This window comes from Oscillatoria sp. FACHB-1407 (assembly GCF_014697545.1).
Classification (GTDB): domain Bacteria; phylum Cyanobacteriota; class Cyanobacteriia; order Elainellales; family Elainellaceae; genus FACHB-1407.
In genome coordinates, this window is the sequence record NZ_JACJSA010000008.1 from 188647 (window position 1) to 213602 (window position 24956).

The window sequence follows — 24956 nt, forward strand, 5'->3', positions numbered from 1 at the left end:
GAATTCGAAAATAAATTGCCCAGAGTGCCGTTGATGTGTTAAGGATTTCTGTCAACTCACAAGTGTTTCTTTTTCTAATACAAACCCCATCTATAGCAGTCCTATCTGATTTGTGAAAAAGGTGATTTGTGAAAGTGCCTGCCCAATGGGCGGGCACTTTCACAAATCATTTAGGGTTGCTATATAGCTGCCCTAAATCAGTTATTAGATGAGTGGGTTCGAGAGCCGCATCTCTGAGGGATACGCCTCCCACAACCCATTTAAGATTGCTATATAGCCGTTCTAAATGAATCACAAGATAAGCGGTTTGGGATGATTATAATTCCCCATAACATAAATCCTGTGGAGATTACGGATGCAGAACGACCTTACTTTTGGGTTCATTTTCTGCACTTCAGCAGGCAAAATAAGTAGTTTCTACAAGGTCGATAATCCGTAGCTTTGACGAATAGTAGAGTCTGTATATATCCAGATTATTTTCTGTAGAATTACTTAGGTTAAAATGTGGTCATAGGTGCAAGTTTGTCATACTTTTAAAGAAGGCTTTTATCTTTTGTTCAAGCTTCACTGACTTCAGGGTGGCATTTTGCTACGATGCTGAGCAAATCCTTCTCAGGGGATAATGATTCGGTAATGACTAACAAATCCACCTACGAAACCAAGCGACTGAGAGCATTGCGGAGATATCGCATTCTGGATACTCTGCCAGAAGCTGCTTTCGATGATTTGACCACCCTGGCGGCTCACATCTGTGGTACCCCCATCGCTTTAATTAGCCTGGTTGATATCCATCGGATTTGGTTCAAGTCAAAGGTGGGATGGGATGGGGTGGAAACCCCTCGCAAAAATGGCTTTTCCGACTATGCCATTCAAAAGCCTCATGAAATTTTAGTTGTCCCCGATGCCTCTGAGGACGATCGCTTTGTCGCTAACGCACTGGTGGTGGCGAACCCCTATGTGCGGTTCTATGCAGGAACTCCGCTGATCACCCCTGATGGATATGCAATCGGCACCCTTTGCACCCTTGATCGAATTCCACGTAAGCTTTTGCCAGGTCAGATCGAAGCCCTCCAGGTGTTGGGGCGACAGGTCATTACCCAACTAGAACTCCGTGCTAACGTCAATCGGTTAGAACGCACGATTACTCGACAGAAGCGGGTTGAAAAAGCTCTGAATCAAAGTAATCGACGATTTCGGCAACTGGTTGAGGAATTACAGCAGACCCAGACTCAACTGATTCAAACCGAGAAAATGTCCAGCCTGGGGCAAATGGTGGCGGGTGTTGCTCACGAGATTAACAATCCGGTGAGTTTTGTCTATGGCAATATCACCTACGTCAGTCGCTACATGCAGGACTTGTTTGACCTGCTCAAGCTTTATCAGAAGCACTATCCCTATCCCCACGATGAGATCTATGACTGCGCCGAATCGATTGATCTCAACTTCTTGTCTGAAGACTTACCTAAAATCCTGTCTTCGATGAAAGTGGGTGCCGATCGCATTCGGCAGATTGTGCTGTCGTTGCGCAATTTCTCTCGCTTAGATGAAGCTGAAAAGAAACCCGTTGACATTCATCAGGGAATCGATAACACCTTGCTGATTTTGCAGCATCGTCTTAAAGCAACGAATGACGGATTTGGGATTGAGGTCATCAAGTCCTATGGCAATGTGCCCCCTGTTGAGTGCTATGCCGGGCAACTCAATCAGGTCTTTATGAATATCTTGAGCAATGCGATCGATGCTCTGGAGCAGGCTAATACCGCCGCGATCGAAGAGGATGAGCCAACAAAACCGGGCCGCATCTGCATTCGCACAGAGGTGCTCAATCGCCGCTTTGAAAATAAAACCTGTGCCTCAGCGTTGATTCACATCACAGATAATGGTCCTGGCATTCCGGCTGAGGTAAAGGAACGCATTTTTGACCCATTTTTTACGACAAAACCTGTTGGCAAAGGAACAGGTCTGGGGCTTTCAATCAGCTACCAAATCGTTGTAGAACGGCACGGTGGCTCTTTGAAATGTGTCTCAGAACCTCAGAAAGGCACAGAGTTTTGGATTGAGATTCCCATTCATCCGACTTGCGATGCTGATGACTCCCTTGAAACAGCAGCCAGATCGGATCTGGCACCATCTTCTATGGTTTCGTTGGATGAGCAATCTCCACGGGATGTTTTGCCATCTCCTGATATCTACCAAAAGCAACCCCAAATTATCTCCTCGTCTAAGATCGCGGGATAGCTGCCAGGATTCGGATTACAACGCAACAAAGCGATCGCTCGCCTCCATCAAAGCATTGCCAATACCGGGTTCTGTCATGGAGTGCCCCGCATCAGGCACAACAATAAACTCTGCTTCTGGCCAGACTTTGTGTAGCTCCCAGGCAGAGATCATGGGGCAAACCACATCGTAGCGTCCCTGCACGATCACAGCGGGGATGTGACGAATGCGATCGACATTCTTCAACAGTTGATCTTCAGGTTCCATAAAACCACGGTTGACAAAATAGTGGCATTCGATTCGGGCAAATGCCTCAGCAAAGTGCTGCTCACCAAACTTTTGCTGCAAGTTGACGTCTGGGATCAGTTTGCTGGTGCTGGCTTCCCAAATTGACCAGGCACGAGCAGCGATCGCCCGTGTCTCTGCGTCTGCACTTGTGAGGCGTTTGTAGTAGGCTCCTATCAAATCGTGCCGTTCTTCCGGCGGAATCAGTTCCAGATATGGTTCCCAGGCATCAGGGAAGAGGTTGCTGGCTCCCTCTTGATAAAACCAGAGCAATTCCTTTTGCCGCAGCATAAAAATACCCCGCAAAATCAGACCTTTGCACCGCTCCGGGTAGGTCTGACTGTAGGCAAGGGCGAGGGTGCTGCCCCAACTGCCACCAAAGACGACCCATTGAGAAATGCCCAGGTGAGTCCGAATCGTCTCAATATCGTGCACCAGATTCCAGGTGGTGTTTTCTCGTAACTCGGCATGGGGCTTACTACGTCCACAGCCTCGCTGGTCGAAGATGACGATCCGCCAGCGTTGGGGATCAAAGAAACGGCGAAATAGGGGGTCGCTGCCGCCGCCGGGTCCTCCATGCAAAAACACGATGGGTTTACCATCTGGATTGCCCGACTGCTCCACATAAAGGGTATGCAGGTCAGACACGGGCAACATCTCAACGGAGTAAGGCTCGATGGGAGGATAAAGGTTCAGCATGAAGTGTCAAACAAACGGCGCAGATCAATCGTAGCGGCTTACCCCTATTCCGTTAACAATGCTCTGGTTGAAGACTGACCCAGTTGCTTGAGTTGTCGTGCCAGTTGGATATTAGCCATTGCGATCGCCAACCACTGTCCCAGAATGGCTGTCCCAATGAGGGACATGGAGAACCCTTCAGACAGACTGAGGACTGACCAGGGAACAGGCGTAAAGAGCAACAGGAATTGTGCCAGGACAGGTAAATCAAAGCTGAATCCCAAAATCCCTATGAAAGGAGCAAGCATGGCTGTTCCTACAAGGGCAACGACTCCAAAGGGTCGATTAGATGGTTTAAAGAGCAAGGCAATTTGGAGCAAGGTTGCATACAAAATGATCAGGTTGCCAGTGATGATGGCCCCTGCAAAGGCATAGCTAAATGCTCGCCAGCTATTCAACCCCAACCCCATTACAAACAGCAACGCGATACCAAAAATCAGCAAATTCAGGGCGATCGCCACAATAGCTGGACTGCGTTCACCCAACACCAGATCCCACAGGAGGGCGCGATCGGGCAACCGTTTGCGTAACCATGACCTCTGTCGTTGAGGAGACTCTACCTCAGAGGCGATCGCCTCTCGCTCAAAATGGCGATATCGTGCCCAATCCACGAGATTCTGGCGAGAAATAGAGAGCAGCGCAATCAGGCATAAAAACACGGCAACATTGAGAACAGCAATGGCTCCGATGGTTGAAAAAAGCTGGTTAACCTGCTCTTTGCTACTGAGGAAGAGAGCAAAACCAATAATCAGAATCTCGACGTAGAGGGTTAAGCCATAGCTTTGCTTTTTGCTGATGATGGTTGCTCCAGGCTGATGAAAACAGCGATGGAGTGCCTGCCAGATCCAGTAACTACAAATCGCCAGATTCATCAGTAGAAATGCATGGGGAATGAATGAGTTGTAAGTTGAAGCGTCTGTCACCGCATCATCCCCTAAGAAGAAGTGCACGTAGGGAGCCCAGGTGATGTACCCATTCCACAGCATGTAGAGTGGCACGAGGAAGAGTGCTGTAAACCCACTGATGATCAGGGCATAGATAGTGCCTAAATGCTCACCAACGACACGCCCTGGAAGCTTACTCAAAAACGCATTGAGCAATGCTGCACTGTAGCCAAGGAAAGCTCCCCCCGCTAGCACAACATAAAAACTCAGCACTATCCAGAGCGGCAGGTTGACGGCAGTGGCAACAACGATATGGAAAGGCACAGCGGCTACTACTGCAACATAGAGCAAGCTGGGAACCCCTAACAATTTGCCTGACAAAATTGTCCAGGCGGATTGAGGGCTGAGGCGGATAAAGTTTAAAGTCCCCCGATGCTCCTCCTGGTAGAGGTCTGCGGTTAACAGAAATACCCCTGACACAATCAACCCATACATCAAGAGCCAGTGCAGAACCTGGATCATGTCTGCCCACCACGCTGCCCAATCCACTAAAAAATTGCCATTTGCGTCTTTGGGGCATCTGGAGTCGCTGACGCAATAGCTTGAAAAGCCGTGCTCGGCAGGCAACTGGTTGTAGAAAAAGATAATGATACCAAGCTGAACGAGAACAGAAATGGCGATCGCCATCAACACATTCCTGGCTTTAAAGCGACTCTTCAGTTCTCTAGACAGTTGTGGATTCCAATCGCTGGCGTGGTTGATCCAATTGGATAGCATGGGAGGTTCTCCAGAACAGGATGAAGGATAAACGATAAAGGATGAAAACAGCGAATCAGGATGAACCGTATAAGATCTTTTAGCCTTTATCCTTCATCCTTTATCTTTGTTAGTTTTATGACGTTTGTTTGTGACCTAACTTTAAGAAAATGCTCTCTAAGTCTTCCTGAGTGCAGTGAAATTCGGTGAGGGGAATGCCTGCATAAATGAGCGATCGCATCAGGTCTGCGATAGTTTCGGGGGTGCCTGAGAAATGCACTTTGAGGCTGGAGGTCGCTGGAATAACCTCAATGTCATCAATGTAAGAGCACTGTTGTAGTTCGGCTTGCAAGGCATCCAGACTTCCCAGGGTAGACATGACAATTTGTTGACGGCTGAAACGGCGATAAAGCTCTTGCAGCGAGGTATTCTCGACCAGATAGCCCAGTTCCATAATGCCAACGGAGGTACAGAGTTCTGCCAGATCGCTTAACACATGGGACGAGATGAGAATTGTCATGCCCACTTCTCGTAAGGTTTTGATGATGTCGCGGAACTGCATTCGGGCGATCGGGTCTAGCCCTGACACGGGTTCATCCAGCAACAACACAACGGGTTCGTGAATGATGGTGCGGGCAAGGCTAAGACGTTGTTTCATGCCACGCGATAAAGTGGCGATCGCATCATTGCGCTTGTGGCTCAGTTGCACCATTTCCAGCACCTCGTGGAGTCGCCGCGTTCGGTGCACACCTTCTAAACGGTAGAGCCGCGCAAAATAATCAAGATAATCCCAGATTGTGAGGTCTTCGTAGAGAGGAAAATCATCGGGCAAAAAGCCCAGATAGCCTTTGACATGAGTGTTCGCTCTGTCTCGAAAGACCTGTTCACCATTGATGTAGATTTCCCCCATGGTGGGTTGCTCAGCCATCGCCAGCATCCGAATCAGAGTGGTTTTGCCTGCTCCATTGGGTCCAATTAACCCAAAGACCTCCCCCGATTGAACGTGTAAGTCCACATCATTCACGGCAATGTGACGGTCAAATTGTTTGGTTAGCCCACGAGTTGCGATCGCCAGTTCTTGTGACATAGGGTTTCTGAGGCTGAAAGCCTCACACCTGAACTTCTATCAGATAGCCTAGCCGTTACCTACTAGCGATGTCATTGGATTTTCAGATAAAGAGGGGATCATGATATGCAAAGATAATGAGAGCATTCTTTTCAGGAATGTTGCATTACTTAACGGTCCAGTTGCTAGAGAGAACCCCAAAACGCTATGAAAGTTGGCGATCGCGTTCGTGTTAAAGAATCGATTACCATTTATCATCATCCCGAACACCGCAATGAGCCGTTTGATATCAAAGGTCAAGAGGGAGAAGTTATTGCGATTGTGAGTGAATGGCAAGGAAAGCCTATCAGCGCAAATTTACCAGTCCAGGTTAAATTTACGCCTAAGTTTAGAGCGCACCTCCGGGAGAATGAATTGGAAGTGTTAGAGAGCTAAGCACCCCGTCCATTTGAGGTGTTGTTCAAGGTAGCATTCGACTGAGCTTACGCCAAAGTCTACGGTTTCACCGCCAAACTCCTGATTCCGAACTCAGGCTCAATCGGTCACTGCTTGGTTTTTGTCCGCCAAAACCAACTCATCAAGTTGATTTCTTGCCGCATCTTTTGCAGGTCGCGGCGATTTTCTTCTGCTACCGCATAATACCACTGGCAATATTCCTCAAGGGCTTGCCGATAACGCACCTCCTCATAAAACTCATAGGAGGTTTTGTGGATTTCGAGTACCTCTATGGTGGGCTGAGGGACAGGAACGATTTCTCTGACAAAAAAATTCGACACGGCGATCGCCTTTGGGGGTGATGGGAGTCCTTTACTCAGAGTAGCGCAGGAGAAAAGAGGTCTTCATGGGCGTTGCTGATCTTGGCATGAATGAGTCACGAGCAGGATGCTCGCACTGGTCTAAACGATTCACCTGCAAGGAGTGTGAGCGTCTCGCTCACGTCTGTGTCAAAATAATCATCCCTCTATTCAGCAACGCCTCGGCTCCTAATGAGGCTTTATCTGATTCGCTCATCCTTCATCTCTCGCCTTTCCCTCACTCTCTGCTTGCTTTCGCGCCATCAACAGATACACCATCATTTCGCCTTTGCCTTTGACGTAAATGTCCCCTCTGGGTTGAAATTCATAGCGATGTTTGAGCCGCTCATATATCGCTGAGGTGACCTGGATGCGTCCGGGTAGCCCCTGTGATTCCATTCGGCTCGCGACATTGACCGTATCGCCCCAGAGATCATAGATAAACTTCTTCACCCCAATGACCCCCGCCACAACGGGACCTGTGTTAATGCCAACGCGGATGTTAAACGGGCGGGATCGGGTGCTGTTGAACTCTGCGATCGCCTCCAACATATCCAGTGCCATCTCAGCGATCGCCTCAACGTGATCTTCACGCTCGATCGGTAAGCCACCCACCACCATATAAGAATCGCCAATGGTTTTAATCTTTTCTAAACCGTGATGTTCTGCGAGGCGATCAAACTTTGAGAAAATCTGGTTCAGCAGCGTCACCATCTCTTGGGGTGGAACATTGCTCGATAGCTCTGTAAAGCCGACAATATCGGCGAATAACACCGTTGCCTCAGCAAAACTCTCGGCGATCGTCCGATGTTCCTGCTTCAACTGACGCGCCACTGCCTCTGGCAAAATGTTGAGCAGCAACCGTTCCGATTTTTTCTGCTCCTCTTCTAGTTCCTGTCGAGCATGAAATTCTGCTTGTTGCAACTGCTCATATAAAAAGATGGACAGATTGCAAATGCAACAAAACCAGAAGAGATAGAGCCACAGCGATGAATCCCACACTCCCGGTTTTTCTTCGGGCAAACCCAAAATGGTGTTGACGGTGAAGTAGTAGAGCAAAACTCCTATCTGGGACACCATATGTAGTTGCCAGCGCACAGGCATCAGGGTGGCTTGCGCTAGAAATACAAGCGTCCAGGCAAACACTCCCGGGAAAGCAACGCCTCGTAAGGTTGCCCATACTTGCTCAATCAAGGTAATCGACCACGAGCACGCTAAGAAAACCCATTCTGGGGATCGCTGCCCCACCGGGAGCCGCAGCAGCACGAGGGAGATCAATAAGCCAACTTCCGTCGCACCCGCCATCAATAGCCAGGTGGGGTGGCGAGGGCTAACCCCAAGACTGATGAGGATCAGTTCTAGCGTGATGAAGGTGAGATAGGCAATTAGTGCCAGATGAATAGATAGCCGCAATCGCCGCCGCAAAAACCTCTTGCGCCACACCTTGTAACGTGCCGAAACAGGAGACTGCTCCTCCTGATGAGGCATCTCTAAAACCTTTGATGCATAAGCAGTTAGGCTTTTAATGAACACTCTTCGCCACACAATGAAGGGCAACTTGCAATGCAATCAACAGGTGGTTATCAGATCATTGCAACAACACAATTCTGTTATCTATAACTCTAAGGGTTAGAGCTTCCGTATGAATAGATTTTGTTGATAGATTGACTTTTAGCAGGTGAAACAGAGCAATGTGGCAACACCCCGACTATTTGGTACACCGCCACTGGATGGAGCGGGCGATCGCCCTGGCAGAGACAGCGGGTCAGGCGGGTGAGGTGCCCGTTGGAGCCGTCATCGTTGGAGCCACGGGGGAATTAATTGCTGAAGGCGAAAATCGCCGAGAACGGGATCATGATCCCACGGCACATGCTGAGATTCTGGCACTCCGAGCAGCGGGGCGATCGCTACAAAGCTGGCACTTAAACGACTGTACACTTTACGTGACTTTAGAACCCTGTCCTATGTGTGCCGGGGCGATCATTCAAGCCCGCTTAGGGACTCTGGTCTATGGGGTAGACGATCCCAAAAGTGGTGCAGTTCGGACGGTGCTCAACCTGCCAGATAGTGCCTGTTCTAACCATCGCTTGCCAGTCTGGGGAGGCATTTTAGAGGCACCCTGTCGGCAGCAATTGCAAGCCTGGTTTGCCCAACGCCGTCGTAAAGGGATGGATGGCATTGGCACTCCAAATGAGTAGACTTGACAATTCCTACGCGCTGATATGGTAGATCATTAATATTCGTCACCGCTGAAAATTTCTCCCTTTAGTTATGCCGGGACAGACATGGAACTGTCCCAGCGACGGAAGGTATCACCTGTGAAACAATTTATGGTGTATTTAGTCAAGGCTTAAAACGCTTTGAAGGGTTCGTAGCTGGTTTTTTAGTCGATAACTATGGTTTCGTTTAACTATCTCAAACATTCCGCTGAAACCCTGGTGCCGATATCCCGGCAGGTTGACCCAATTGACTCGCGTTTTTCTCCCTGGTTAACTCCGTTAGCCTATCCCTTAGTCGGTGGATTAGTCCTCCCAAATTTCTTTAAGCAGATTAAAGTCTCTGGGCAAGAGAATCTACCAACTGATGGACCCGTGATTCTAGCTCCAACCCATCGCTCTCGTTGGGATGCGCTAATTCTAGGGTGGGTTGCAGGACGGGGAGTCACTGGGCGCGATTTGCGGTTTATGGTATCTTCTAGCGAAGTCCAAGGGATTCAAGGATGGTTTATTCGCCGTTTAGGTGGGTTTCCGGTCAATCCCAAACAACCTGCGATCGCCAGTCTGCGGCATGGTGTCGAGATTTTGCAAAACCGCCAGATGATGGTGATTTTCCCGGAAGGCGGCATTTTCCGAGATACTGAAGTGCATCCGCTCAAACCTGGATTAGCTCGACTTGCCTTGCAAGCTGAGACAAGCCAACCTGGATTAGGCGTTCAAATCGTTCCAATCAGCTTGCGTTACAGCGATCCCTACGTAGCGTGGCGTAGCACAATATCCATTCAAATTGGTGCCCCCCTACAAGCCGCACACTACAACCAGGGCATCGCGAAGCAAAACGCCCAACACCTGACTCAGGACTTAGAAACCGCGTTGAAGCAACTAGCTATCACCAATGATTTGCCCATGACGTGAATCATGGGGAGTGGAGAAGAGAGCATTTGTCATCCGTCAGATGAGGAATCGCCGATAACAATAGACCACTAACCCCGTTGTCCCTGGATGCAACTCATAACGGACAAAGTGGATTAGCATTAGAAATGCTACTTCCAGTTTGAAAAATATGTCCCAGGAGTTGTTGCGATCGCTGGTTTGGATGGATTATCGTCTGGCACTTCTATTTTTGGTAGTCGTGCCGTTGGTGCTGTCGGTGTGGGTTCTGGTCCGGCAGTTAGAGGCGATGCAGCGGCTTCTTGTGATTTATTGGCGGGTGTCGAGCCTGTTGGCGATTACAGTCTATTTGCTCATTGCCAGCATTCCCGTCGGGTTCATTACTGGCTTAATGGCACGAATTCTGATTCCCATTGGTCTGTGGTTTTGGGTTGACCTCAACGAAGAGATTGAAGACCAGCCCAAAAGCCTCCTAAAACTGGTTTTAACCTCCTGGCGTTGGGCAGCAAGTCTCTATTGCGCCCTGGGGGCGATCGCCATGTTGCCCATTTTGCAATGTGCGCTGTCTACCACCGCGTTGAACCAACCTTTCTGTCAGGTGTGGCAGGAACCACCATTTCTCTTTAGAGAGTTTTTTCACCGTAACTTGACCCCCCCATTCCTGGGCTTCTTTGGCATCGTAGCCCTGGTTATTTATGTCCTCTATCTGGGTTACTTTGTTTTTGTTCGGCTAGCTAAACAAGGTCGCATCGCCATCGAACAATGAGCCAATTGGGTTACAGACTAGAGCAGTACACCATCAAACGCCCGCAAGAGGTGCTGTTGGTCACTGTTGAAATCGACGGAGAGCTAGACCAAATTCTGATTTTTAAGGGCTTCTCCAGTTCCTTAATTCGCCCAACGGCTTACGATCCGGACGTGCCGATGCTCTCTGATGATGCACACATTGTGGCGATCGATCGCCTGCAAGCTCCGTATCTACCAGATAATCCACACTACCTTCAGCAGGGGTTAACGGTGGAGGCGATCCACGAATTACTTGAAGTGGTGGGCGTGTGAAAGGGAAAGGATGAGGGATGAAGGATGAAGGATAAAGGATGAAGGATGAAGGATGAAGGATGAGGGATGAAGGATGAGGGATAAAGGATGAAGGATGAAGGATGAAGGATGAGGGATGAGGGATGAGTAGGAGGCACAAGAACTGGAGTGCAGACAAAACCGACCTGTGTCGGTGCTGCAACGCTGCTTAACACCAAAGTTAATTTTTATTGAGTAGGGGTTGAACTTTAAGGCTTTTTCCTGATCCGGTGAGTCTCATCTGTCTGATGAAGTATGTAGACTTGCGGAGCGAAGATGCTATGCTCCACTGTGAGTGTGATGTGTGGAGTGAATTTTAAGCATGGTTTTATCCTCTGTATCCCTGGATGATGTCTTGTCACCCAAACCCTCGATCCCTACAACTGATGAACGAGTGAGTGCGATTATCGCGGAAGTAACCCAGGCGATCGCCCTTCCCTCTAGCAAGTTGTTTGGCACGGATGGCATTCGTGGGCGAGTTGGAGACTTGCTGACAGCACCCCTGACACGACGAATCGGGTTTTGGGCTGGGCAAGTGTTGCAACAATCGGTTGTCTCATCTGGACCCGTTATTGTTGGACAAGACTCCCGCAACTCCAGTGATATGTTGGCAGCGGCGTTGTCAGATGGGTTGACAGCGGCAGGGGTTGAAGTCTGGAATTTGGGGTTGTGCCCAACGCCGGCCGTCGCTTATCTCACCAGTATCAGTGAGGCGATCGGTGGGGTCATGATCTCCGCCAGTCATAATCCTCCTGAGGACAACGGCATCAAGTTCTTTGGAACGACTGGTACAAAGCTGTCGAGCAAGCTCCAGGCTCAAATCGAAGCAGCCGTGCGAGGAGAAGGCACCTGGGAGCCGAGCCTGACACCTGTTCACCTAGGGCAACACTGCGATCGCCCCGAACTTGTCTCCACCTACGCTGAATCACTTCAGGCATCCTTGCCTCACGTTAGTCTGCACGGTTTGCGGATCGTGCTGGATTTAGCCTGGGGCGCAGCAGCCCACCTAGCTCCTCAAGTGTTTAAGGCGTTGGGGGCAGAGGTGATTGCACTGCACAACCGCCCTGATGGCGATCGCATCAATGTTAAGTGTGGTTCAACCCATCTGGAACCCTTAAAAGCGGCTGTTTTGGAACACAAAGCTGACATGGGTTTTGCCTTTGATGGCGATGCCGATCGCGTCCTCGCAGTCGATGGTACGGGGCGCGTTGTGGATGGAGATTACATCCTTTACTTCTGGGGTCAGGCATTGCAACGCGCTAATCTGCTGCCCCACAACACGATCATTGCCACGGTCATGTCCAACCTTGGCTTTGAGCGAGCCTGGGAGCAGCAGGGCGGTACTTTGGTTCGCACTGCCGTTGGAGATCAGTACGTCCACGCTGAAATGGTGCAGCGAGGTTGTGTGCTCGGCGGTGAGCAATCTGGACACATCCTCTGTCGCCACTACAGCGTTTCGGGGGATGGGGTGCTGACGGCTCTGCATCTGGCGGCTCTAGTGCAGCAATCGGGCACAACCCTGGCAGACATGATGCAAAACAGCTTTCAGACCTACCCACAATTGCTGCGAAATGTGCGTGTTGAAGACCGCGATCGCCGCCTCAACTGGCAAAGCTGCGAACCCGTACAACAAGCGATCGCCGAAGCCGAAGCGGCAATGGGGAATCAGGGGCGAATCTTAGTCCGTGCCTCTGGGACAGAACCTGTGATTCGGGTCATGGTTGAAGCCGCCTCTGCCGAATTGACTCAACATTGGTGTGATGCCCTCGTGGCCGTTGTACAGCGACACTTGGCGTAGAGCGATACTGGTCAATCGTTAATCGTCAATTGACTATTGACCATCAACGATTGACCATTGACCATTGACTACTCGCTTACTTACACTCCACTGACACTCTTCTTTCCTACAATACAGAAGTAGTACGTACGCTCAGAGGTGCAATGGCTCGTACCCCCACGCTGCGGTTTGATCGGGGCACGCTGATCCTTCATCCGCCCCCCAAAGGAAAAGGGTGGATGGATTATGCTACCTGGGATGACCGCGTGGAGCGGTTCCGCATTCCAGCAATGCATTACCGGGAATTGGTAGAGACGTTGCAAGCCGAAGGAATCGCGTTTACCGATGAGGCAAAAGGGTTTGAGGCGATCGCCCTAAAAACTGCCTTAGAGCGCGAACCCTATCCTCATCAACAAGAGGCACTCGCTGCCTGGACTCAAGCGGGACGCCGGGGAGTGGTGGTGTTGCCCACCGCTGCTGGAAAGACCTACCTGGCACAGATGGCGATGCAGGTTACCCCTCGAAATGCCCTGATTACGGTTCCCACATTGGATTTGATGCATCAGTGGTATGCTCACCTGTTAGCCGCATTTCCGGATGCAGACGTGGGCTTGCTGGGGGGTGGCTCTAAGGATCGCACCGCCATTCTGGTAGCCACTTATGATAGTGCTGCGATTCATGCTGAAACGTTGGGAAATCGCTATGGGTTATTGATTTGTGATGAGTGTCACCACTTGCCCAGTGATTTCAATCGAGTAATTGCAGAGTACGCGATCGCCCCCTATCGTCTGGGTTTAACCGCAACGCCCGACCGTGCTGATGGCAGACACGCCGATCTCGATACCCTGTTGGGATCGGTGGTGTATTATCGCACCGCTGAGGATCTGGCAGGAAAAGCCCTGGCACCCCACGACATCGTTCAGGTCAAGGTCACCCTGTCACAGGAAGAGCGCGATCGCTACGATCACCTGATTCAAACGCGCAACCAGTTTTTAGAAAAATCCAATTTGTGGCTGGGCACACTGGAAGGATGGCAACGCTTTGTCCAGGCGAGTGCTCAATCACAAGCAGGACGACGCGCCATGTTAGCTCATCGGGAGGCACGGGCGATCGCTTTGGGCACAGCAGGCAAATTGCGGGTTTTAGCCGATTTGCTGACACAACACTATCCAGAGCAAACTCTGATTTTTACGAATGACAATGCCACCGTGTATCGCATCTCACAGGACTTCCTGATCCCCGCGATCACCCATCAAACCCCCGTCAAAGAACGCCACGACATTTTGCAAAAGTTTCGGGAGGGCACCTACAAAACCCTCGTTGCGTCCCATGTGCTGAACGAGGGGGTAGATGTGCCTGCTGCCAGTGTTGCTATTTTGCTATCGGGAACTGGCTCAACCCGCGAATACATTCAACGCTTGGGGCGAGTTTTGCGAAAAGGACAAGCCAACAAAACCGCCATTCTCTACGAAGTCATTGCTGAGGAAACTACGGAGGAAAACGTCTCTCGTCGCCGCCGCACTCCCCCTCAACCCCATCGTCAGCCTCGCCAATTAGAACTGGTGCCTACATCTCCGTATGAGGTAGCGGCTCGACGTTTGCCCCTGGCAGCAGAGGAATCTGGTCAGTGGGGAGATGGCACAGGAGAGGAGGAAGCGAGGGAGCAAGGAGTGGGGAAGGATGAAGGATAAGGGAGAAGATAGAAGAGGGAAGAGGGAAAAAAGAAGGGGCTAAAGGAAAAAAGACGATACAAGCTCAAGGCTGAAGGATAAACAGCGAGGTTTTGAAGGATCATCCTGATACTTCAGGCTTCTTTTTCAACTCTCATCTTTTATCCTTTTACAGCTATCGCCACTTGATTCAGGTTAGAAAGGGTGTGCGGGCTGTGCCCCGGTCAGCGGTTCTACCCCTGCACCCTGTCCTAACCCAAGTCGCTACGGCTATATTTCCCCTATGCCTTACCCCTCACGCCCTATACCCTCCTCGACGCAAGCAGGGTCTATCGGGATTCAGTACACTACTAGACGGGGGATGATTTATTGAGGAAACTGGAGTGCGCCTGTTTAGGACAGTTGCTGGTTTACGCTGCTATCTCAATCTGGTAAAGCCAGGGTGGCAGGCAAAAGACGAGAACAGGGGGGGCGCGATGCAAAGCCGTTCCTCTGGGGAGGGCATCACCTTTCCATCTGTTCCGGTGACTGTGGGTTTGGTACCAACCATGGGCGCGTTGCACGAGGGGCATCTCAGCCTGATTCGACGGGCGCGTCGTGAGACAGATGTGGTCGTTGTCAGCATTTTCGTTAACCCGCTGCAATTTGGACCCAACGAAGATTTTCAAAAATATCCCCGAACGCTAGAGTCTGACCAGGTTATTTGTGAACAGGCAGGAGTGGATGTCATTTTTGCACCTAGCGCAGAGGAACTGTATGGAACGGTCGATTTTGCGCCTGCAAATTCTGTAAACAAACAGACATTGACACAAGTGATTCCACCTGTTGATATGATGTCGAGATTGTGTGGTCATTTTCGTCCAGGGCACTTTGAAGGGGTTGCTACCGTAGTCACGAAGCTATTCCATCTGGTGCAGCCCAATCGCGCCTATTTTGGGCAAAAGGACGCTCAACAACTAGCAATTTTGCAACGAGTGGTGAAGGATTTGAACTTGTCTGTAGAAATTATCCCCTGTCCCATTGTGCGTGAACCCGATGGGTTAGCGTTAAGTTCTCGCAATCGTTACTTAAGTGAACAGCAGCGATCGCAAGCAACGGTATTGAGCCGCGCTCTGCAACAGGCAGAAGAGCTATTTTGTCGGGGTAACGCCCACAGTGATGACTTGCTTGCCGCAGTCAAGGCAGAGTTGGCGACAACCCCCGATGTGCGAGTGGAATACGTCGAGTTGGTGCATCCTGAGACGATGATGCCACTAGCGACGGTTGAGGAAGTGGGTTTGCTGGCGATCGCGGCCTATGTGGGTAATACCCGCTTGATCGACAATATAATTCTGCGAAATCGCCAACCTATTATTGCCATTGATGGACCTGCTGGTGCGGGAAAGTCAACTGTGGTGCGACAGGTCGCACAAAAACTAGGGTTACTCTATCTCGATACGGGAGCGATGTACCGTGCTGTCACCTGGCTGGTCTTGCAGTCGGGAGTGGCAATCGATGATGAACCAGCGATCGCGGAATTAGTTAGTCAATGCGACATCGTGTTGGAGAATCCCGAAGAGGACTCTTCCGCAGAGCCGATTCACATGCACACATCACTACTTAAGCCGAGGGTCTGGATCAACGGTCAGGATGTCACGCAGGTCATCCGTAGCCCCGAAGTTACGGCTCAAGTGTCTGCGATCGCGGCTCAAGCGGCGGTGCGACAAGCCTTGGTCAAGCGTCAACAGGAGTATGGGCGCAAGGGGGGTGTCGTCATGGATGGGCGCGATATTGGCACTCACGTTTTCCCAGATGCCGAACTCAAAATTTTCTTGACCGCATCGGTACAGGAACGGGCACGCCGACGGCAGTTAGATTTGAAAAATCAGGGACAACTTGAAATCGACCTGGAAGAACTGGAACGAAGCATCTTTGAGCGCGATCGCAAAGACAGTACCCGTGCGATCTCCCCGTTGCAAAAAGCAGCAGATGCGATTGAAATTGTCACAGATGGAATGACGATCGCAGAAGTAACCCACAAAATCATTGATCTTTATCGCCAACGGTTGGCAGTCAACCCAACGTCACAAACCCGTGACCATTGACGCGGCTATAGCCGTAGCTAATGCCGATTTAATGTTTGATTGTGGCAGATCACTGGGTAGGGGCGTTTTGCGAAACGCCCTTACGGAATCCTGTGCAGCGAAGCCAATTCAAATTGGTATAGCCTACGCATATGCATTAGGACATAAGGGGGGGGTGATGTTCCAAACCTGTTGATAACCTCTGTAAGACCCCCTGTAGTCCCCCTTACCAAGGGGGACGGCGACAGCCGGGGGTTAGTAGCAACAGATCTGAAACACTACCAAATTCGTGTTTGAGTCATTGCCTTTGCCTTAAGCTTTCTGACCAAAGCTATTTTCCAGGGGTATAGGCTCATACCCTGCCTCTGCTGGGGAAACAACAGAGATAAATACGAATGGCTCATCGCCCCTATTGGTTACACCATGAACGCACCCCGTAGGGGCAACCACAATATCTCCAGCGGCGATCGCCATTGTTGTGCCTGTCTGGTCGAGATAATAGTCACCTACTCCGCTCAAGATCGTCCAGGTGTCCTGTCCAGAAGGGTGAATGTGCGGCAGGATCGATTGCCCTGGCTTAACGTACCAGGCAACAACAGTAGCATTGACAGATTCCGTGACAACCGATCGAATCGGTTCTCCATCGGCAGGTTGAAAAAAATCAGCACTCTTGAATCGGCGAGTCATGCTCATGGTTATCTTCTGTCACGATCAGAAGAGGCAATTATCTCACTGAACCCATTTGAGGATTGTCATTCTGGTGACTTGCACAAGCGATCGCGCTGACGTCATCAAACCTACCATGCATTGTTTTTTAACTCCCACACGCCATGGATCGTCTGACCCAACTCCGCCATCAGTATCTTGAGTTGACAAATCACGTCTTACCGAATCTGGCGACCTCTCGCCACTTCCCAATTCGTGAGAACCACTGCTTTCAACGCATTATTTTGGATAATTTGTTTGGTTGTTGTTGGTATGACGTGTTGGAACGCACACGAGAAGCAGCATACAAACAATTGACTGAGGAGCAGTTAGAAGAAGCGATCGCCCTAGCCAACGCCATCATGACCCAATCAGACTCTTATCTAGAACAACTCAATCAAAACAGTTTGACCTGGCGTGGCAAGCAAGGAAAAAAGGGATTGCTTGAGCGGTAAGCCGATCGCTGGATGATCGGTTCTCTTGACCAGGCGATCGCTCAATTGCCGCTATCCTGAAGTGTTCTAGCAATTCAGGTGCTGCTGTTTTGACGACTCCAACACTTCAACCTAATTCCGTCCAGTCAGACGACTTTAACCGTTTATTGAACATCAAAGAGATCTATTACGAACCTGCCGTTCTCGACTATCCGCGTGCTCAGAGCATTCTTGCCAACTACCCCAATGCTCAGTTGATTGAAGTTGATTCTCACTGGAACATTCCTGAGCTACACGGCAACGAGGGAGCCGTTGAAGATTGGAACCGCATCAAGCGCACTGTGCTCGTGCTCGGTGTGAAGAAGTCGCTGCAAGCTCGCCCCAACGATCGCAGTTCTGATTTTGTCGCACCGTCTCACGCAAATGGGTGTGCGATGGCTTGCGGTTATTGCTATGTGGCTCGTCGCAAGGGATTTGCGAATCCCATCACCACGTTTGTCAATATCGAGCAGATCACTCGCTACATCAAGCGTCACGCTGCTAAACAGGGCAATAAGCCAGAGCCAAATCAAGTTGATCCGCAGTATTGGGTTTATGAGATTGGCGAGAATAGCGATTGTTCCGTCGATGCAGCGATTTCTGACAACGTGAAGGACATCATTACGCTATTTCGTGACATTCCTAATGCGAAGGCGACCTTTGCCACTAAGCGAGTGAAGCGCGAGTTGCTGAGTTACGACCCGCAGGGCAAAACCCGCATTCGCTTTAGCCTGATGCCTCAATCCAAAGCTTCAGTGGTTGATATTCGCACCTCCAGTGTTGGCGATCGCATTGCAGCCATTAACGACTTTGTTGAGGCTGGGTATGAGGTTCACGTCAACTTTGCGCCTGTGATTTACTACGACGACTGGTTGCCAGAGTACGAGCAGTTGTTTGAGCAGATTGACGACACGCTCTCTAACAAAGCCAAGGAGCAGTTGCAGGCAGAGGTAATTTTTCTGACGCACAACGATCGCCTCCATGAAGTCAACCTGGGCTGGCATCCCCAGGCTGAGAAGTTGTTGTGGCGACCAGAGTTGCAGGAGACAAAGTTCTCGCAGACGGGGGGCAGGAATGTGCGCTATAAGCGAGGTTTTAAGGGGACGTTGGTGGATGGTCTATGTGAGTTGATCCGAGAACGCCTGCCCTATTGCAACATCCGCTATGCGTTCTAGTGGATGAAGGCATATTCGTGCCAATCACACACAGGACGATAACCAATTTGCTGATAGATACGATTTGAGGTGGGATTGGCTAAATCTGTAAACAAAAAACAGGATTTACAGCCCTGATCCAACAGCATTTGGCTAACAGCCGCAACACAGGCGGTCGCGTATCCTTTGCGGCGATGTTTGGGTGGGGTATAGACAGGCGCAATTCGGGCTGCGGTCGGTGAAAACGGTCTGCCACCCACCATCGCAACGGGAGTCTCGTTTTCCCAGAGATAGGTGCTCTGCCGCTTTAACTCAACATCCACTCTGCGTTCGATGTCGTTGGGAACAACCCCGTCAATTGCCACATTAAACGCAGTGAACCAGTCCAATAACAACGGGCGATCGCCCTCAGTCGCCAACCTGAGCGATCCACTCGCTCTGCCCACGGGTTTTACCTGGGTTAACTGATAAATTCTCGACTCCATCTCACAGTGACAGGCTTGCCCCGTTAGCGTTTGCCACATTTTTACGAATGCGTCTGCCTCGGCGACCAAACTGCTAACCCCTGACAATGGATCGTATTGCACATCCTGGGCAATCAGCTTTAAAGCATCTGAATCCTGGGCTTTAGACAGCAGAAGGTGACCTGGAGGAGTGCGGAGGGCGATCGCCACAATCTCATCATTTACTTGAACCGTTGCCAGATAAGGCGGTTCAGGATATCGCTCTGGAAAATGCAACAGCGTTTGCACAATGCCCAGCAGTGCATTATGTTCCGCCTCATACTGCACCAAATAGGCTTGAACCTGTTGCCAAAATTCCTGAACGCTATCAAATCGATGTAGCTGCATAGTAGCTTCCCTGAAGCAGAAAGAAGAAATAGATTTTAGGTTTGAGTTTCGAGAACTTTTAAATATTGCGCTGGAACTTCATCCACTAACCAGACTCCATTTGCTGAGCAGTAAAAGACAAACCCCGCTTGTTGCATGGCTGCACTATCCACTTCAAAAATCACAGGACGACCATGCCGCATCCCAACTTTATGAGCCGTTTCTACATCTCGCGATAAATGCACATGATGACGTGACATTTTGACCAATCCCGATCGCACAATCAACGGAACTGATTTCTCTCCTGTGCCGTGATACAACACGTCTGGCGGAGTTTGCGGCTCCAGTTGCAAATCTACCTCGACACTGTGCCCTTGATTGGCACGAATGCGCGTCTTTGTCTCATCAAACGAGAATCGCTGCTTATCACTGTTAGCGACGACTGCTTCCAACTCCGCACGAGTTATGGGAAACTGACGCGCGGCGCAGGCTGACAACAATTCATCCACATCAACCCAACCTCCTGGAGCAAGCGTCAGCCCAAGGGCTTCTGGTGTGTGCCGCAAATGTTTGCTCAGGTACTTACTAACGTTGACCTGTCGTTTTTCATCCATAGCCTGCCGTCTGGGTTAAATTCTTGTCTCATACTACAAATACTACACAGCCTTTCCCGGATTGCGTATGCCATGAAACGACTGATAGATTTTCCCTCAGGATCGTGGATTTGATAAATCCGCAAACTGTACGGGCGGGTTTAGCAAACTCATCTCTGCCCTGCAATGAATTTGATGGCAAAACCCGCCCCTACCAACCATCGAACTTACTTTAATTCCCATTCCTTACTCTGGCACCTTGACCAGACATCCTGCTTGTTGAAACTGTACGACAATCTGCGGGTGATATTCCCTGTAGTAAGTGGACGTTGTCGGATTCTCGACAGGACGGGGATTCGCGTATTCGTAATGGTACGCCTGATCGTCATAAACCGATATGTTGACCAGAAAGCCACTATCAAGAACGAATATTAGATTTGTGTCGGTGTACAAGTTGCCATTCACGACTCTGCCCTGATAGAAATCGGACTCGTCTAAACGACTGTCGATGATGCAAACCTCTCCTGGAGCCGGGAGAGGATAGATCAGCAAGTTTTCTTCCATGGCTGACCAGTCTCCTAAAAATGGAGCAATTGCACCATCTATTTCAGACCAGGTTTCGACAAATGCTGCCTGTTGTTGATACTCTTCAGGACTGCGGCGATCGCTGTAATACCCACTCTGCATCAGCTTGGGAATCCCCTGACGCATTTCTAACACCATTCTCTCGATTTCTATTTCTGTGGCATGACGTTGAGACTGCGCTAAACCCGGAAGCGGCAACAGCAGAATGGCTAACGTCAGAAACAGGGGACAGGGGCGCATAAAGCAAAGTTACGATAGTTCAGAGAAAGTGCCATCGGGTTGGGGTGAAAAGTCAATGACCTGAGTGACCGCATCCAGGTTGAGTGCGCCATACAAATGTGGAAACTCCTCGCCCGTCTCGATCGCGTCGTAGCGTAATTCAGCCGTGAGTTTGCTTGGATCAATGTGCAACAACACTAAATCTGGGCTATTGCGATAAAACTGATTGGCAACCCAAATGACTTGTTCGGCTTTAGAGCAATGGATGAATCCTTCTGTCGTTAAGCTGTCAGCCCGATATTCCCCAATGGATTGAGCCTGTTGCCAGTGCGATCGCGATGTGATGTGAAAAATCATGAGTGACTTAAAAAGAAGATCATACTAACAGTGTTTTTTGATCGGCAACTTTTGCCGTTTAATGAAAAGATTACGCCAGGGTTCAAGCCATAATTATGTCCGATTCCACCCCATCGACAACGCGCAAGTCCAGCATCACAGAGCACAGTCTACCGCTATCCAGTGGGGAGATTCGCTACAAAGCGATCGCTGAATGGCAACCATTGTATGAGCGTGAGAAAGCCATTGCCGAAATCTTTCATGTGGCGTATTTCGCCGACCATCAGAGCACGACACCCCGTCCTCTGACGTTTGTGTTTAATGGTGGACCGGGTGCTGCTTCTGCTTATTTGCACATGGGCGCATTGGGACCCAAGCGGGTCGCATTTGGACAGCAGGGCACGTTGCCCCAACCCCCGGTAAAGGTTGTAGACAATGCTGAGAGTTGGTTGAGTTTTTCCGATCTGGTGTTTATTGACCCGGTGGGAACAGGCTTTAGTCGGGCAGTCACCCTGGATAAGGAGGAGGCTAAAGCCGATGAGAAAGCAAAAGCTGACAAACCAGAGGAAAAAGAAACGGAATTTTGGGAAGTAGAACGGGACTTAAATGCTCTGGCAGAGTTCATCCAGACCTTTCTCTCAAAACACAATCGCTGGTTGTCTCCCATCTTCATTGCAGGCGAAAGTTATGGTGGGTTTCGAGTGGCAAAACTGGCGCGTAAACTCCAACAAAACTATGGGGTAGGCTTGTCCGGTGCGATTATCATTTCCCCCGTGCTGGAGTTCAGCTTGTTAGAGGGGACTGATTACAACGTGACTGCCTGGGCTGCTGTCCTGCCGTCAATGGCTGGAGCGGCAGTGCATCATAATCGCGCTCAACGTGTCGGTGAGACTTTGCAGACCCATCTCGCGGAGGCTGAGTTGTTTGCCCGCAAAACGCTTATTCCGTTTCTAGCAATGGGCGAATCTGTTTCAGAGGATGAACAACAGCAGGTCTACCAACAGATTGCAGATTTAATCGGGTTGCCAGTGGAGTTTGTCGCTCGGCAGGGTGGACGGATTGGGATTGAGGGATTTGCAAGAGAGTTGCTGCGCGATCGCCAGCGTATTGTGGGTTTGTATGATGCCTCTATTACAGCGATCGATCCCTTTCCCGATCGCCCCCTCTATGAGGGCACCGATCCAACACTGGATGGGTTAGATCGGCTGTTCACAGGGGGCATCAATAGCCATTTGCGCGGCACATTAGGCGTTGAAACCAATTTGACCTACCATCTACTCAATTTTGAAACCTTCAAAGCCTGGAAATTTGAACTCAAAGGTGGGTTGAAACAGGGTTTTATTGGTGCAGTGGATGATCTACGGGTGGGGATGACGCTGAACCCCTACATGCAGGTTTACATCACCCACGGACTGTTTGATCTGGTCACACCTTACTTTGCTTCTAACCATCTCGCCGATCTGATGAAGCTTGACCCAGACGTTCGCCCCAATCTGACGATTCAACATTTTCAGGGTGGGCACATGTTCTATACCTGGGAGGCTTCGCGGCAGCAATGGTTTGCGGAGATGACCCAGTTTTATCAACGGGCGATCGCGTAACCAGGGATGGGGCACCTGATACCGATTCAAATGGTAAAACTTGCACTTTGGGGTTGGGAGAACCCCCCCAAAGCCTGGTTTTCACACGCTTGAAACAACCATGCGCCTAATTTAATACCAATTTGAATTGGCTTCGCTGCACATGATTCCGTAAGGGCGTTTCGCGAAACGCCCCTACCCAGTGATCTGCCACAATCAAACATTAAATCGGGATAACGTGAATTCGGGATAAGAATTTCGGTGGTTAAAACCGCCGCTATAAGAGCAAAACTGACCTGCGTCGGTTCTTCAAACCTTGATTTTCCGGAGTCCGCGCCGGCGGACTTCGCTCTAATAGCCGCGAATTCATTCGCCGGGCTCTTAAACCGAACTGACGTTAATTTAGAAATCTGTGTACACAGTAGGCTATGGGTTGGGGATGAGGGCTGCATCAAGGAGATGATTGACCCGGATTCCAGATCAAACCAATGAGGAAATGTGCGCTTCGCTCATCTGCCAGAGCTTGTAAATGAAGCACTCAACCCCATCACTCATCACAGCGAGGAACATACCCTCATGGGATTCCTTGCTGTCGGCAACCCAGCTTCCGCTCAGACTCACTTCCACAAACTGATCATTCACGGGAGTAATCATGACATTTCCGCTGCACTCCTGATGCAACATGATTTCTAAATGCCCCAATTCAGGAATATCAGCAGGTAGCAAAAAGGAGGCACGACCCGGTTCCACCGAGAGGGCTTGCCCCAACCGCATCGCCAGGATAACCCGTTGCGCGATCGCCATCTCCAATGAAGTTACGACCCATTCCATATACAGTCCAACTTCGGTGTAGTTCAGCTTTAACATCCTCAGTCTCTCCTTTAGTCAAGGGATTGGGGGGTATGGGAAGTCGCCGAGCCATTAGCCATTGACTACTGGCTCAGCACTCCACACTCAGTCCTCAAGCTTGTTTTGCTCTTTCCAAAACTGTTCAGCAAATGCAATCGCTGGATGGAGCGGTGCTTTGGGTTTGGTTTTGAGCACCATTCCGGTTTCGTGTAAGAGGCGATCGCCCTTCAGTGAGTTGCACGTTGCACACGCTGCCACAACGTTGTCCCAGGTATGGGTTCCACCTTTGGAGCGGGGAATAACGTGATCGAGGGTCAGATGCTTGGTGCTACCGCAATACTGGCAGGTGTGGTTGTCACGACGAAAGACTTCGCGACGATTGACGGGAGGTGCTTTCCAATGCCGTTCAGGATTGCCACTCGTTAAGCGAATGTGCTCCGGGATTTGGAGAACGACACTGGGCGATCGCACTTCCCATTGCTGAGTGCTACCAAATTCCAGTGACTCTGCCTGTCCTGTGACCAGCAACACCACGGCTCGTTTGATGTTGATCCGCGCCAGAGGTAAGTAGTTCTTTGAAAACACCACGACCTGTTTTTGCAGGATTGGTGGTTGTTGGGTCTGCTGATGCTGTATTTGAGCTTGCATTGGTTTCACTCCTCAAAAAATAACCCCCGCCTCTGTCATTTCAGGAGCGGGGGTTGGGGAAGTTGATATGCTTTTCCCTATGTCGGTGCCAGGGTTACCCTGCACCTCCCGCTCTCGGTCAAATGATCTGAATTGAGCCATTCAGCAATGGCTGTAAAGATGCCTTCACGGACGGATTTATGGCTGGGTCGATACACTCCCTTAACAGCAAACACGGCCTCAAAGACAAACAACCCCTCACACGCAAACCGCACCGATGCTCTGCCCGAACTCCAACGGAGTCGGCGTTGCATAGCGGTGCGTAAGGTAGCAGGAAGGGTGCGTATCATGGAAGGCTATCGTAGTTGTATTACAAATCTCATTTAAATACTACACTTGTAGTATTAAATTGTCTACTGTTTTCGCGAACTTTATTCATTGCAGGATAGCCATAAAGCATTCGGTTAGAGATACACGCAACCGAAGTATAATTCCAGATCCTCAGGGAGTGGGACTACTGAGAATTCAGAACTAATACCGAGCCTATTTCACCAATGCCGACAGTAGGATG

Annotated in this window: 25 protein-coding genes; 12 read left to right on the forward strand and 13 right to left on the reverse strand. The window is 50.1% G+C overall.

Translation table 11 applies throughout. The features are described from left to right. Nucleotides 1-633 precede the first annotated feature (633 nt). Complete coding sequence (locus H6G89_RS15400) at nucleotides 634-2238, forward strand: sensor histidine kinase (RefSeq protein ID WP_190507826.1); 1605 nt, start codon at nucleotides 634-636, stop codon at nucleotides 2236-2238. A gap of 15 nt (nucleotides 2239-2253) precedes the next feature. Here H6G89_RS15400 and pip read toward each other — a convergent pair whose 3' ends face one another. The 3 genes from pip to H6G89_RS15415 all read right to left on the reverse strand — a co-directional run bounded on the left by pip (nucleotide 2254) and on the right by H6G89_RS15415 (nucleotide 5967). Further along, nucleotides 2254-3201: a prolyl aminopeptidase gene (gene pip, locus H6G89_RS15405; protein WP_190507829.1), complete on the reverse strand. Its 948-nt coding sequence runs from the start codon at nucleotides 3199-3201 to the stop codon at nucleotides 2254-2256. Nucleotides 3202-3245: 44 nt separating this feature from the next. Further along, on the reverse strand, nucleotides 3246-4901 hold the full coding sequence (locus H6G89_RS15410) for a hypothetical protein (protein WP_190507831.1): 1656 nt from the start codon (nucleotides 4899-4901) through the stop codon (nucleotides 3246-3248). Between the two features lie 115 nt (nucleotides 4902-5016). Then, nucleotides 5017-5967, reverse strand: a complete 951-nt coding sequence (locus H6G89_RS15415; protein ID WP_190507833.1) for an ABC transporter ATP-binding protein — start codon at nucleotides 5965-5967, stop codon at nucleotides 5017-5019. A 186-nt stretch (nucleotides 5968-6153) separates the two neighbouring features. On the opposite strand from H6G89_RS15415, the gene H6G89_RS15420 reads away from it, so the two are divergent. Continuing rightward, a complete protein-coding gene (locus tag H6G89_RS15420) occupies nucleotides 6154-6381 on the forward strand; it encodes a ferredoxin-thioredoxin reductase variable chain (RefSeq protein WP_190507835.1) in 228 nt (75 codons plus the stop codon). Nucleotides 6382-6488: 107 nt separating this feature from the next. Here the strand turns inward: H6G89_RS15420 and H6G89_RS15425 are convergent, their stop codons facing one another. Both H6G89_RS15425 and H6G89_RS15430 read right to left on the reverse strand, forming a co-directional pair. Further along, entirely contained in the window at nucleotides 6489-6722 is a 234-nt protein-coding gene (locus H6G89_RS15425; RefSeq protein ID WP_190507837.1) for a hypothetical protein, read from the reverse strand. Between the two features lie 231 nt (nucleotides 6723-6953). After that, the gene (locus H6G89_RS15430) at nucleotides 6954-8228 is read right to left on the reverse strand and encodes an adenylate/guanylate cyclase domain-containing protein (protein ID WP_190507839.1); all 1275 of its coding nucleotides are present in this window, start codon (nucleotides 8226-8228) and stop codon (nucleotides 6954-6956) included. 203 nt (nucleotides 8229-8431) lie between these two features. On the opposite strand from H6G89_RS15430, the gene tadA reads away from it, so the two are divergent. From tadA to H6G89_RS15465, 7 genes are all read left to right on the forward strand, one after another. Further along, on the forward strand, nucleotides 8432-8938 hold the full coding sequence (gene tadA, locus H6G89_RS15435; protein WP_190507841.1) for a tRNA adenosine(34) deaminase TadA: 507 nt from the start codon (nucleotides 8432-8434) through the stop codon (nucleotides 8936-8938). Nucleotides 8939-9136: 198 nt separating this feature from the next. Beyond that, nucleotides 9137-9871: a lysophospholipid acyltransferase family protein gene (locus H6G89_RS15440; RefSeq protein ID WP_190507842.1), complete on the forward strand. Its 735-nt coding sequence runs from the start codon at nucleotides 9137-9139 to the stop codon at nucleotides 9869-9871. 148 nt (nucleotides 9872-10019) lie between these two features. After that, nucleotides 10020-10613 carry a DUF3177 family protein gene (locus H6G89_RS15445; protein ID WP_190508059.1) on the forward strand — a complete coding sequence of 198 codons (594 nt, stop codon included), beginning with the start codon at nucleotides 10020-10022 and terminating at the stop codon, nucleotides 10611-10613. Continuing rightward, nucleotides 10610-10906 (forward strand): DUF7734 family protein, encoded by a 297-nt coding sequence (locus H6G89_RS15450; protein WP_190507844.1) that lies wholly within the window; start codon nucleotides 10610-10612, stop codon nucleotides 10904-10906. The genes H6G89_RS15445 and H6G89_RS15450 overlap by 4 nt, the downstream gene beginning before the upstream one ends. A gap of 340 nt (nucleotides 10907-11246) precedes the next feature. Further along, nucleotides 11247-12722, forward strand: coding sequence for a phosphoglucosamine mutase (gene glmM, locus H6G89_RS15455; protein WP_190507845.1), 1476 nt, complete (start codon nucleotides 11247-11249; stop codon nucleotides 12720-12722). A gap of 143 nt (nucleotides 12723-12865) precedes the next feature. Further along, the gene (locus H6G89_RS15460) at nucleotides 12866-14392 is read left to right on the forward strand and encodes a DEAD/DEAH box helicase (protein WP_190507847.1); all 1527 of its coding nucleotides are present in this window, start codon (nucleotides 12866-12868) and stop codon (nucleotides 14390-14392) included. Between the two features lie 362 nt (nucleotides 14393-14754). Next, complete coding sequence (locus H6G89_RS15465) at nucleotides 14755-16455, forward strand: bifunctional pantoate--beta-alanine ligase/(d)CMP kinase (protein ID WP_190507849.1); 1701 nt, start codon at nucleotides 14755-14757, stop codon at nucleotides 16453-16455. 291 nt (nucleotides 16456-16746) lie between these two features. Here H6G89_RS15465 and H6G89_RS15470 read toward each other — a convergent pair whose 3' ends face one another. After that, nucleotides 16747-17127, reverse strand: coding sequence for a cupin domain-containing protein (locus H6G89_RS15470; RefSeq protein ID WP_190507851.1), 381 nt, complete (start codon nucleotides 17125-17127; stop codon nucleotides 16747-16749). Nucleotides 17128-17264: 137 nt separating this feature from the next. On the opposite strand from H6G89_RS15470, the gene H6G89_RS15475 reads away from it, so the two are divergent. Further along, on the forward strand, nucleotides 17265-17594 hold the full coding sequence (locus H6G89_RS15475; RefSeq protein WP_190507853.1) for a hypothetical protein: 330 nt from the start codon (nucleotides 17265-17267) through the stop codon (nucleotides 17592-17594). 89 nt (nucleotides 17595-17683) lie between these two features. Continuing rightward, entirely contained in the window at nucleotides 17684-18787 is a 1104-nt protein-coding gene (locus H6G89_RS15480; RefSeq protein WP_190507855.1) for a spore photoproduct lyase family protein, read from the forward strand. Here H6G89_RS15480 and H6G89_RS15485 read toward each other — a convergent pair. From H6G89_RS15485 to H6G89_RS15500, 4 genes are all read right to left on the reverse strand, one after another. Further along, on the reverse strand, nucleotides 18784-19617 hold the full coding sequence (locus H6G89_RS15485) for a GNAT family N-acetyltransferase (RefSeq protein ID WP_190507857.1): 834 nt from the start codon (nucleotides 19615-19617) through the stop codon (nucleotides 18784-18786). The genes H6G89_RS15480 and H6G89_RS15485 overlap by 4 nt on opposite strands. Nucleotides 19618-19652: 35 nt before the next feature. Next, nucleotides 19653-20210 (reverse strand): RNA 2'-phosphotransferase, encoded by a 558-nt coding sequence (locus H6G89_RS15490; RefSeq protein ID WP_190507859.1) that lies wholly within the window; start codon nucleotides 20208-20210, stop codon nucleotides 19653-19655. Nucleotides 20211-20435: 225 nt separating this feature from the next. Beyond that, nucleotides 20436-21014: a hypothetical protein gene (locus H6G89_RS15495; RefSeq protein WP_190507861.1), complete on the reverse strand. Its 579-nt coding sequence runs from the start codon at nucleotides 21012-21014 to the stop codon at nucleotides 20436-20438. A 9-nt stretch (nucleotides 21015-21023) separates the two neighbouring features. Beyond that, nucleotides 21024-21350 (reverse strand): DUF952 domain-containing protein, encoded by a 327-nt coding sequence (locus tag H6G89_RS15500; protein ID WP_190507863.1) that lies wholly within the window; start codon nucleotides 21348-21350, stop codon nucleotides 21024-21026. A 95-nt stretch (nucleotides 21351-21445) separates the two neighbouring features. Between H6G89_RS15500 and H6G89_RS15505 the strand changes: the two genes are divergently transcribed. Next, nucleotides 21446-22930, forward strand: coding sequence for a S10 family peptidase (locus H6G89_RS15505; RefSeq protein WP_190507865.1), 1485 nt, complete (start codon nucleotides 21446-21448; stop codon nucleotides 22928-22930). A gap of 459 nt (nucleotides 22931-23389) precedes the next feature. On the opposite strand, the gene H6G89_RS15510 is transcribed toward H6G89_RS15505, so the two are convergent. From H6G89_RS15510 to H6G89_RS15520, 3 genes are all read right to left on the reverse strand, one after another. Beyond that, entirely contained in the window at nucleotides 23390-23776 is a 387-nt protein-coding gene (locus H6G89_RS15510; RefSeq protein ID WP_190507867.1) for an alr0857 family protein, read from the reverse strand. A gap of 87 nt (nucleotides 23777-23863) precedes the next feature. Continuing rightward, nucleotides 23864-24406 (reverse strand): HNH endonuclease, encoded by a 543-nt coding sequence (locus H6G89_RS15515; RefSeq protein ID WP_190507869.1) that lies wholly within the window; start codon nucleotides 24404-24406, stop codon nucleotides 23864-23866. 77 nt (nucleotides 24407-24483) lie between these two features. Next, a complete protein-coding gene (locus tag H6G89_RS15520) occupies nucleotides 24484-24735 on the reverse strand; it encodes a hypothetical protein (RefSeq protein WP_190507871.1) in 252 nt (83 codons plus the stop codon). Between the last annotated feature and the right edge of the window lie 221 nt (nucleotides 24736-24956).